Genomic DNA, 10,638 nt, shown 5'->3' with positions numbered 1-10,638 from the left:
GGCCAGCAGCTTCTCTTCCGCCTCTTCCCCCAGCCCGCCGCAGCGGCTTCATTTGGCCGGTTTCGGGGCAAGTCACCTCTGGCTTTGGCTACCGTCGGGGTCGCTTCCATGCGGGGATCGATATCGCTGGCCCGCTGGGATCGCCGGTGGTAGCCGTTCAGGAGGGGCTGGTGACCTTTGCCGGCAACGCTGGAGATGGCTACGGCAATTACGTGGACATTCGCCATCCTAACGGGATCGTTACTCGCTACGCCCACGGCCACCAGATCTATGTGTCCGAGGGCCAGTACGTGCAGCAGGGCCAGGTCATCATGAGCCGGGGCAACACGGGCTACAGCACAGGACCCCACCTGCACTTTGAAGTCCGCCCTGGCGGAGGCGCGCCTGTCAATCCCCTGCCCTACTTGCCCTGATCCCCCTAGGGCCAGCCTAGAACAGCCAGTCCAGAGGATAAATTGCTAGCCTAAAAGAGCGAGCTCCCAACCTCTAGGAACGCACCGATGCAGTGGGCGAACGCACTCTCCCAGCTCCCTTCCCTGGAAGCAGCTCTGCAACAGGTGGTGGAGGAAGCCAAGGCTCAACTTCAGGCAGCTCAACTGAAAAATGCCCTGACGCAACAGGTGCAGGGGGTGGGCTCCGGCAGCTTGCCGGGGCTGCTTACTGGCTACCTTCCCCCTCAGCCGCTACGGCCCAACTTAGGGATCCTATTTGTGTCAGCGGCCTTTGCTAGCGAGTACGTTCGCGTGCTGCCCTTGCTGTCCGACTTGCTCGAGGTGGACGTTTTAATTGGCTGCTCAGGGGGTGGCATTGTTGGCGGCGGCCAGGAAATTGAGGAGGGGCCGGCTTTGTCGCTTTCTTTGGCGGTGCTGCCCGAGGTGGCCCTGCACCCCTTTCATCTGCGCGGGGATCAACTGCCTGATTTGGATGCACCTCCTTCGGCGTGGGTTGAGCAAGTAGGGGTTGCGCCGCAGGCCCAGCCCCATTTCTTGCTCCTAGCCGATGGATTTTCCTCCCGCATCTCCGAGCTGCTGCAGGGGCTAGATTTTGCCTATCCCGGCGCCGTCAAGGTGGGGGGATTGGCCAGCGGTGGCCGCGGTCCTCGGGGCAATGCTTTGTTTTTGCTGGATGCACGTACCCCCACGCCCCGCTGCGAGCTGTATCGGGAAGGCACAGTGGGGCTGGCGCTCTCCGGCAACGTGGTGCTGGAGGCAGTGGTGGCCCAGGGGTGCCGTCCCATTGGGGATCCCTTGCGCATTACCGAAGCAGAGGGCAATGTCATCCTCAGCTTGGAAGGGCGACCGCCCCTAGCGGTCCTCCAGGATTTGTTCGAACGCCTGAGCCCCGCGGATCGCCAGTTGGCTCGCCACGCCCTCTTCATTGGCTTGCTGATGGATGAGTTTAAGGCGGATCCAACACCAGGGGATTTTCTCATTCGCGTAATCCTCGGCGTTGACCCGCGAGTGGGAGCCATAGCCATTGGGGATCGGGTGCGCTCCGGCCAGACAGTGCAGTTTCATCTGCGGGATGCCCAGGCCTCGGCAGAGGACCTGCGGTGGGCTCTCAGCCGCTATTGCTTTGAACGCAACTTGGGGCGAAATTCTGCCTCAGAACGTTCCTCCCAGCTAAGCCCGCAGCCTTGTGGGGCGCTAATGTTCGCCTGTTTGGGGCGAGGCAAGGGGCTATATGGCGTCCCCAACTTTGACTCGCAGCAGTTTCGAGAAATCCTGGGAGAGGTGCCATTGGGGGGCTTTTTTTGCAACGGGGAGATTGGCCCAGTGGGGGGATCCACCTTTTTACATGGCTACACTTCCTGCTTTGGTATCTTCCGGCCCGCCTGCTGGCTTCCCTCTGGCGGGGGAGCCAGTTCCTAAGCAAGGCCCTAGAAGGCCGAGCTAGGTGTACTCCTCAACTGGAGGCTATGCCAGCCTCGCTTGCCTGCTGCAATGGATGTAGAATTCAGTAAACTTTGAGGTGGAAAGCCTCAATTCTTTGTTAGCGCCTTTAACAAAACGTTTTATCCGAGTTTGGGCTGCAACCATCTATGGCTCGCATACTCATCATTGAGGACGATCCTTCAATCCTAGATATTCTACGTATCAATCTGGAGTTGGCGGGCTACGAAGTTGTCAAGGCTACTGACGGAGTTCGTGGGCAGGCGCTAGCTCTGCAAGTTCTCCCCGATCTCATCATTCTCGACCTAATGCTACCCCAAGTGGATGGACTAACGGTTTGCCAACGGCTGCGGCGGGACGAACGCACCAGCGACATTCCCATTTTGATGCTTACCGCCCTTGGCCAAACCCAGGACAAGATCGAGGGCTTCAACGCCGGTGCTGACGACTATCTGACCAAGCCCTTTGAGGTGCAGGAGCTACTGGTACGGGTACGGGCTTTGCTGCGCCGTGCCGATCGCATCCCTCAGACGGCTAAGCACGGCGAGATCCTCACCTATGGCCCCTTGACATTGGTGCCGGAGCGGTTTGAGGCGGTGTGGTTTGGCAAAACCATTAAGCTCACCCACCTGGAGTTTGACCTGCTCCACTGCCTCTTGCAGCGGCACGGCCAGACGGTTTCCCCCAGTGAAATCCTCAAGGAGGTATGGGGCTACGATCCCGACGATGACATCGAAACCATCCGTGTCCACATCCGCCACCTGCGCACCAAGCTGGAGCCGGATCCCCGCCACCCTCAGTACATCAAAACTGTCTACGGGGCAGGCTATTGCCTAGAGTTGCCCAACATTGCCGAGCCCCTTCCGTCCCAGCCGGAGCTGGCAAAAGACTCCTCCTCATGAGGGTGCCCCCACAGCAGGGGCAGTTGCCGGTAGGAAGGTAAGCAAGCGCTGCCTGGCCCGCCCATGAAAATCATTAGTCTACTCACGGATTTTGGTCTCCAGGATCCCTACGTCGGCATTCTGAAGGGGGTGATTTGGGGGATCGCGCCACAGGTTCAGTTTATCGACCTCAGCCACGCGATCCCGCCCCAGGACGTGGCAGCGGCCCGTTTTGCCCTGATGACGGCCTATCCCCATTTACCTTCTGGAACCATTCACCTGGCGGTGGTAGATCCGGGGGTGGGGAGCAGCCGAAGGGCGGTGGCCATCCAAACCGAAAGAGGCTATTTGGTCGGCCCTGACAATGGTCTCTTCAGCGGCGTTTTGGAGCAATCCCCACCTCTGGCTGCGGTGGAACTCAACCGACCCCGCTACTGGCGCACTCCTTCTCCCAGCCGTACCTTTCACGGGCGGGACATTTTTGCCCCTGTGGCGGCCCACTTGGCCAACGGGATCCCTTTGGCAGAACTGGGGGATCCCTTAGACGTGACCGAGCTGGTTCGCTGGGACTGGCCGCCACCGCAGCTGGAGAGCAACGGCTGCCGGGGTATCATCCAGGCCATCGACCACTTTGGCAATGGCATCACCAATCTGCCGGGTCAGTGGGTGGAGGGACGGCGCTGGAGCGCCTGGATCAAAGGCCTCCCCATCCGCTCTGCCACCACCTTTGCCGACGGAAGGGAAGGCGAGCTGCTGGCCTTGGTGGGCAGCTCGGGCTGGGTGGAGATTGTGCAAAACCGCGGCAACGCCAGCCGTAGCCTCGCTTTCAAAGTAGGGGAGGAGGTGCGCCTGCAGTGGGCTGGCTAGCGTCCTCACCCCTCTCCCCCTGCAACGGGAGAGCCTAGGCAGGCTGGCTTTCCACCGTCACAGCTTCCGGTGCAGTGGGGCCCACCTGGACTTTGACAACCCGTGCGGCATCGGCTTTGGGCAAGGTGAGGGTGAGAATGCCATCCCGATAGGTGGCCGAGACTTTCTCCGGCTGAATAGCTTTGCCCAGTCGGAGGAGGCGCTGAAAAGGCTGTGGCTCCACCTCTTGATAGAGCAACTCGGCCCCTTCAGGGCCTTGCAGCCGAATCTCGCCGCTGATGGCCAATTGCTGAGCAGTGGTCTCGATGCGGAAGCGCTCCGGATCAGCTCCCGGCACCCACACCTGGACAGTGTAGGCTTCGCCGCTCTCCCAAACCTGGAGTGGCACCGTGAGGAAGTGGCGAGGGCGCTCGCTGGAACGCTGCTGCCTTGGAAGGTCAAAGGGGCTGAAGTAAACCAATTCCATTTCCATGATGCCTCCTTGGGTAAGCCAAGCCATCCACCAATGGCGCTTGGATCCCACTTCTCTCCAGAAGTTTGGGAAGAGCGGGATCCAAACCCACTTCCATCCTCCAAGACTGCTGTTGTTACAAAGGAGGGCAAGCCGATCCCAGTAGGGAGGGATCCCTTTACCTCACTGGCTGTAAAAGCAGCCGCAGACGCTCCAGAGCGCGTTGGTTTTCTTCAGGGGTGCCCACCGTTAGGCGCAGCCCACCGCCGGTACAGCGCACACAGGTTCCTAGCTCCTGCCAGGCCTGCTGCAACGCTTGGGGATCCCAGTTGGCTACCCGAAAGTAGAGAAAGTTGGCTTGGCTGGGCCAAACCCGCACCCCCGGCAGCTCCTGGAGGGCCTGGTAAAGCGCTTCCCGCTCCTGACGGATGAGGGCTACGTCGGCCAAAAGTTCCTCGGCATGCTCTAGGGCAAGCCGGGCAGCCCACTGGGAAATCGCCGAGAGGTTGTAGGGCAGGCGGATGGCTTCTAGCACCTGGATGAGCTGGGGATGGCCAATGGCGTAGCCCACCCGGTGGGCTGCCAGGCGAAAGGCTTTGGAGAAGGTGCGCAGGATAACCCAGTTGGGGTGCTCTGCCAACTTGGGCAGGGCCGTGTGCTGGCTAAACTCGAAATAGGCCTCGTCCACAATCACCAGAATTTCTTCCGGCAGCCCTTCCACCCACTCCCACTCAGCTGCCGTTAGGCCATTGCCAGTGGGCGAATTGGGATCCACCAAACACACCACCCGCACCCGCTGCTCGGCTATGGCCTCCTGGCACCGCCCCAGATCCAGGGCAAAGCTTTCGGGGTGGCGGGGCACGCGCACCACCGGGATCCCCAGGCTCTCAGCCAGAATAGCGTACATAGAAAAGGTAGGCTCTGGCACCAAAATGCCGCCCCTTCCGCCCAGGCAGGTGGCAATGAATAGGGATCGGATGAGCTCGTCGGAGCCGTTGCCTACACTAATCTGCTCAGGCGCTGCCCCCGCATAGGCGGCGATGGCCTGCTTGAGGCGCCACTGCTGGGCCTCGGGATAGCGGTTGCTTGGGATCTCCTTTTCCCAGAGAAGGGAGAGTTTCTGCTTAAAGCCCGGCGGCCAATCCCAGGGGAACTCGTTGGCATCCAACTTGTCAGCCCCTGTGGCCAGGCCAGCATCGTAGGGCTGCAGCTGAAGCAAATCTGGGCGCAGATACCGCAAGGCAGATCTCCCTGACGGGGCAGGGTACCTATGATAGCAGGGCTAACCTTTTTGCCAAAGTAAGCTAGAGTGTTTCTAATCTGGACGGGGCTGACGGGGCTCGAACCCGCAACTTCCGCCGTGACAGGGCGGTGCTCTAACCAATTGAACTACAGCCCCAGGAGCTACAAGTACCTATTCTGACCTAGATAAGGATGGTTGTCAATCATGGTACCTAGTCTAGCGGCCCAGGCCGCAACCTTAGTGGAGGCAGCCCCGCAGAACGGGATCCCGGCCACAGCAATGCAGCAGGTGGCGTCGGTGCTGACCCAGGTGGCCCAACATTTGGATCACCTGCAGTACACCATCTTGCGCTATCCCGATGGCGGCTGGCTAACGGCACGACTGGTGGAAACCTCTCCTGGAACGGAGCCCATCAGCCATCTTTGGATCCCGGCTTTTGGCCATCTGGAAGATGCCCAGGCAACCCTGGCAGAGCTGCGGGAGCAGGCACCGGAGTTGGAGGCCGCCTCTTTCCAGGTTTTGGAGCTGCTGTTGCTGTCTTTGGGGTTTTCCCGCGCCGAAGGCATTGTCTTTTACGACCAGGCGGGGGAGCGGCGGCAAGGGAAAGCTGTCAATTGTCGGCTTTTGGTGGAGCAGATCAACCAAGCCCTGCGCCAGGTCATTCCTCCACCCCTAGCCTAAGGCGGAACCTCAGTCCAAGAGAGCCCCCTGGCGGCGGGCAAACCTACGCAACTTCTCCTCCATCTGGGCCCCCCGCAGATCGGCTTTGGAGAAGTTGGTAAAGCGCTTGCCCCCTTCCTCGCGCAGCAGGAAGGTGCTGCTGCCTACAGACCAAAGCACCGAGCTGGCCGCTACCATTGCGATCCCGGCTGCCCCTAGGGCATAGACCACATTGCGCGCGGTAAAATGAACGAGCAAAAACGCTAGGCCGCCTGCTCCCAGGAGCCCTCCCAGGCCTGCTAAGATCCCGCCCAGGGTTCGGGCTGACCCAAGAAGCCGGTTTAGAAGACGCAGCCAGCCGGGCTGAGGCACGTTGAAGCGGACGCCGCGCAGATCTGCCCCTTGCAGATTGGCTCCTGAAAAATCAGCCCCCCGCAGATCGGCGCAGCGCAAGTCATAGCCGGCCAGGTTCTGGTTGGCAAAGGACTTGCCCCGCAGATCTGCCCCCGCCAGAGACGGCAGCCGCGGCGGGGTGGCCGGCCTCATCCGCCCACTGCCGGTGATGCGGCTGGTGGGGCCGAGTTGGGTAAAACCAGGGGGAGCAGATCCCCCGGGCAGCAGGCCTCCCGCGCCGGGCCGAGGGAGCGGTGTAGGCGAGAGTCCATCTGTTTGGGGCAGGGGGGGAGAGGTTGAGCGGCGTCTGGCCCAATGGTCGGAGATTAACAAGGGGCTGGAGGCGGTAGTCAACGGAGAGCGAGGCAGGAGGATTGGCGAGGAAGGCGAGCTCTCTTCCATCCCCTGTAGAGCCCGCAGCACCTCAGTAGCCGTGGCAAAGCGCTGGCTGATGGCCGGCTGCAGCATGCGGCGCAAAATGGCGTCGAACTCAGGGCTAAGCTGCAGGCGATCCGACCAATCCCATTGGCCAGTCTGGTGGTTGTAAAACTTGGCCGGCGACTCTAAAGTCATCAAGTTAATACAGGTAGCAGCCAGCGCGTAGAGATCGCTGGCAGGGCCTACTGCTTGACCGGCCACCTGCTCTGGGGGAGAAAAGCCCAGCGAGCGGATGGCTGTATATTCTTCCTGGGCCTCATGGCCTGGCCCCAGCTGCTTCACCGCCCCAAAGTCAATCAGCACCAAGCGGCCATCTTCTTTGCGGCGAATGAGATTGGCCGGCTTGATGTCGCGGTGGACGGTGTTGTGGCTGTGGACATAGCTGAGGATGAGCAGCACCTCCTGCATCACCTGCCGGGCTTGTTCTTCAGAAAAGGGCCCGTTGCGCCGCGCCTCCTGGGCGAGGGTGATCCCCTCGATAAACTCCTGCACCAAGTAAAACTTGCCACCTTCCTGGAAGTGGGCGTAGAGCCTGGGGATTTGCGAATGCTCCCCCAGGCGCTCCAACACCTTGGCTTCGCGGTTAAACAGCTCCTCTGCCAGTTTGGCCAGTTGGGGCGAATTCCCCACCGGGCGCAACTGCTTGATCACCCGCCAAGGCTTGGAGGGCAGGTCTTCATCGCGGGCCAAGAAGGTGGCGCCAAATCCCCCCTGCCCCAGGCGCTTGAAGGCCCGGTAGCGATTGCGCACTAGCAGCGGCTGGCCACAGGAGGCACAGATGGAAGCATCCGGCGGATTTTCTGGCTGCAGACAGTCAGGATTGAGACAATAGCAGGTGAGCATACCCCTCCAAAGGCTACCGGTGACCTCTAGGTAACCAAGACGGGGCCGCTGGGGGGGCAAGCGCGTTAGACATCTAGCCTAGACCCACATCTGGTTCCAACAGGCTGATCCTAGCGTTTGCCCACGCGAGCTCAAGCGGAGAAATCGCATAGATTTTGCTGCCTTGACAGGTGGTGCCGGCAAAATCCAGGCCCCGAGGGTTCAACTGCTCTAGCAACAAAAAACCTAGAATTGAATACAGTTACTCTTCGCCTTGGCCATGTCTCCATCCTTCTCCGGTGCCGCTATCCGGCAGGCTTTTCTAAACTTCTACGCCCAGCGGGGCCACCAGGTACTGCCCAGCGCCTCCCTGGTGCCGGAGGATCCCACGGTGCTGCTGACTATTGCCGGCATGCTGCCCTTCAAGCCCATCTTCCTGGGGCATCAAGAGCCACCCTATCCGCGGGTTACAACGGCCCAGAAATGCGTGCGCACCAACGACATTGAGAAGGTGGGACGGACGGCCCGCCACCACACGTTTTTCGAGATGCTGGGCAACTTTAGCTTCGGCGACTACTTCAAAAAGGAGGCCATCACCTGGGCCTGGGAGCTGCTAACAGAGGTGTTTGGCCTGCCGCCGGAGCGCCTGGTGGTGAGCGTCTTTCAAGAAGATGAGGAGGCCTTTGCCCTCTGGCGCGAGGAGATAGGGATCCCGCCCCACCGCATCCAGCGCATGGGGGAGGAGGACAACTTCTGGGCTGCCGGCCCCACTGGTCCCTGCGGCCCTTGCTCCGAGATCTACTACGACCTCAAGCCAGAGCTGGGGGATGAGCAGATTGACCTGGGGGACGACTCCCGCTTCTTGGAGATCTACAACCTGGTGTTCATGGAGCTCAACCGGGACAGCGAGGGCCGCCTCAGCCCCTTGGCCAAGCAAAACATTGACACTGGCCTAGGGCTGGAGCGGCTGGCTCAGGTGCTGCAGGGAGTCCCCAACAACTACGAGACGGATTTGATCTTTCCCATTGTGCAGAAGGCGGCCGAGATTGCCCAGGTGGACTACTTCCGGGCCAGCCCTGAGCAGAAAGTCTCCCTCAAGGTAATTGGGGATCACGCGCGGGCGGTGATGCATCTCATTGCCGATGGGGTGATCCCCTCCAATGTGGATCGGGGCTACGTGCTGCGGCGCTTGATCCGGCGGATGGTGCGCCACGGGCGCCTCTTGGGGATCGGCGAGCCCTTTACCTGGCCAGTGGTGGAGACGGCCATCCAGTTGGCGGAGGCGGCCTATCCCGAGGTGCGGGAGCGGGAGGCGGTGATCAAAGCCGAGCTGCAGCGGGAAGAGGAGCAGTTTCTCAAGACTCTGGAGCGGGGGGAACGGCTGCTGTTTAATCTGTTTGCAGACGTTACCGCCACTGGCGCGCCAAAGCAGATCTCCGGTGCCGCCGCCTTCAAGCTCTTTGACACCTATGGCTTCCCCTTGGAGCTGACCCAGGAAATTGCCCAGGAGCACGGCTTCAGCGTGGATGTCCAGGGCTTTGAGCAAGAGATGGAAAAACAGCGGCAGCGGGCCCGCGCCGCCCACCAAACCCTCGATGTCATGGCTCAGGGATCCCTGGACGAGCTGGCTGAGTTTTTAATCGAGACGGAGTTTCTCGGCTACAGCCAGTCCTCTGCCCGCGGCGTGGTGGAGGCGCTCCTAGTGGAAGGGAAGTCGGTGCCTCAGGTAGAGGCCGGGCAGGTGGTGCAGGTGGTTTTGGATCGCACGCCTTTTTATGCGGAGTCCGGGGGGCAAATTGGCGATCGCGGCTACCTGGCCGGGGAGGGCGTGTTGGTGCGGGTGGAGGATGTGCAAAAGCGGGGGGATCTGTTTGTCCACTTTGGCCGGGTGGAGCGGGGGATCCTGCGGGTGGGGGATCCCGTGCAGGCCCAGATTGACCTGGCCTGTCGGCGGCGCGCCCAGGCTCACCACAGTGCCACTCACCTCCTGCAGGCAGCCCTCAAGAAAGTGGTCGATCCCTCCATCAGCCAGGCGGGATCCCTGGTGGCCTTTGACCGGCTACGTTTCGACTTTACCCTCTCGCGTCCCCTTACCCCCGAGGAGCTGGAGCAAGTTGAGAACTTGGTTAACACCTGGATTGCCGAGGCCCATCCGGCTCAGGTAGCCATCCTGCCCCTAGCAGAGGCCAAAGCCAGAGGGGCAATAGCCATGTTTGGGGAAAAATACGGCGCTCAGGTACGGGTGGTTGATTTTCCGGGGGTGTCGATGGAGCTCTGTGGCGGCACCCACGTCAGCAACACGGCTGAGATTGGCCTGTTTAAGATCATCTCCGAAACCGCCGTAGCCGCCGGGATCCGCCGCATCGAGGCTGTAGCGGGGCCAGCGGTGCTGGAGTACCTCAACGAGCGCGACAAGGTGGTGCGGGAGCTAAGCGCCCAGTTCAAGGCCAAGCCGCAGGAGATCCCAGAGCGGGTGGCGGCTCTGCAGGCGGAGCTGAGGGCTACCCAGAAGGCGCTTGAGGAGGCCCGCAGCCAGCTGGCCCTGCTCCAGGCAGAGCAGCTCTTGCCCCAGGCAGTATCGGTTGGGAACCTCAGGATCTTGGTGGCGGAATTGGGAGCCACTCCCCCTGAGGCCCTCAAAGTTGCCGCCGAGCACCTGCTCCACAAGGTAGGAGAAGGGGCAGTGGTGCTGGGATCGGTGCCAGAGGCGGGCAAGGTGAGCTTCGTAGCTGCTTTTAGCCCGGCGGTTCAGCAACTTGGCCTCAAGGCGGGCTCCTTTATTGGCGAGATTGCCAAACTCGCTGGCGGTGGTGGGGGTGGGCGGCCCAACCTGGCCCAGGCCGGTGGCAAGCAGCCCGAGAAACTGGCGCAAGCCTTGCAGGTGGCCCAGGAGCGGCTGCGGGCAGAGCTGGAAAAGGGAGCGCAGAAACCTGCAAGCTCGAGCAGTTAGAAGAGGAGCAGCCCCTCTGCCCCATAATGGAAGCCGGGAAT

At 61.3% G+C, this 10,638-nt stretch carries 9 protein-coding genes and 1 tRNA gene; 6 read left to right on the top strand and 4 right to left on the bottom strand.

Annotated features, from left to right (window positions below):
- The 4 genes from NW822_RS07160 to NW822_RS07145 all read left to right on the top strand — a co-directional run.
- On the top strand, positions 1-413 hold a 413-nt coding region (locus NW822_RS07160; protein ID WP_414403988.1), incomplete at its 5' end, for a M23 family metallopeptidase.
- 87 nt (positions 414-500) lie between these two features.
- Positions 501-1,871: an FIST N-terminal domain-containing protein gene (locus NW822_RS07155; RefSeq protein WP_414360568.1), complete on the top strand. Its 1,371-nt coding sequence runs from the start codon at positions 501-503 to the stop codon at positions 1,869-1,871.
- Positions 1,872-2,041: 170 nt separating this feature from the next.
- Positions 2,042-2,794 (top strand): response regulator transcription factor, encoded by a 753-nt coding sequence (locus NW822_RS07150; protein WP_414360566.1) that lies wholly within the window; start codon positions 2,042-2,044, stop codon positions 2,792-2,794.
- Between the two features lie 63 nt (positions 2,795-2,857).
- Positions 2,858-3,640 (top strand): S-adenosyl-l-methionine hydroxide adenosyltransferase family protein, encoded by a 783-nt coding sequence (locus tag NW822_RS07145; protein WP_414403987.1) that lies wholly within the window; start codon positions 2,858-2,860, stop codon positions 3,638-3,640.
- A 34-nt stretch (positions 3,641-3,674) separates the two neighbouring features.
- On the opposite strand, the gene NW822_RS07140 is transcribed toward NW822_RS07145, so the two are convergent.
- From NW822_RS07140 to NW822_RS07130, 3 genes are all read right to left on the bottom strand, one after another.
- Complete coding sequence (locus NW822_RS07140) at positions 3,675-4,163, bottom strand: Hsp20/alpha crystallin family protein (protein ID WP_414360561.1); 489 nt, start codon at positions 4,161-4,163, stop codon at positions 3,675-3,677.
- A gap of 106 nt (positions 4,164-4,269) precedes the next feature.
- Entirely contained in the window at positions 4,270-5,331 is a 1,062-nt protein-coding gene (locus NW822_RS07135; RefSeq protein WP_414360558.1) for a histidinol-phosphate transaminase, read from the bottom strand.
- A gap of 85 nt (positions 5,332-5,416) precedes the next feature.
- Positions 5,417-5,490 (bottom strand) — tRNA-Asp (locus tag NW822_RS07130).
- A gap of 48 nt (positions 5,491-5,538) precedes the next feature.
- Here NW822_RS07130 and NW822_RS07125 point away from each other — a divergent pair.
- The gene (locus NW822_RS07125) at positions 5,539-6,015 is read left to right on the top strand and encodes a hypothetical protein (RefSeq protein WP_414360556.1); all 477 of its coding nucleotides are present in this window, start codon (positions 5,539-5,541) and stop codon (positions 6,013-6,015) included.
- A gap of 9 nt (positions 6,016-6,024) precedes the next feature.
- Here NW822_RS07125 and NW822_RS07120 read toward each other — a convergent pair whose 3' ends face one another.
- Positions 6,025-7,668: a protein kinase domain-containing protein gene (locus NW822_RS07120; protein WP_414360553.1), complete on the bottom strand. Its 1,644-nt coding sequence runs from the start codon at positions 7,666-7,668 to the stop codon at positions 6,025-6,027.
- A gap of 259 nt (positions 7,669-7,927) precedes the next feature.
- On the opposite strand from NW822_RS07120, the gene alaS reads away from it, so the two are divergent.
- Positions 7,928-10,597: an alanine--tRNA ligase gene (alaS, locus tag NW822_RS07115; protein WP_414403986.1), complete on the top strand. Its 2,670-nt coding sequence runs from the start codon at positions 7,928-7,930 to the stop codon at positions 10,595-10,597.
- Positions 10,598-10,638: the final 41 nt, after the last annotated feature.

Origin of the sequence: Synechococcus sp. H70.2 (assembly GCF_047462275.1) — a bacterium.
Taxonomy (GTDB): Bacteria; Cyanobacteriota; Cyanobacteriia; order Thermostichales; family Thermostichaceae; genus Thermostichus.
Note: the sequence above shows the minus strand (reverse complement) of the source record. Positions and strands in the feature narration are given on the sequence as shown.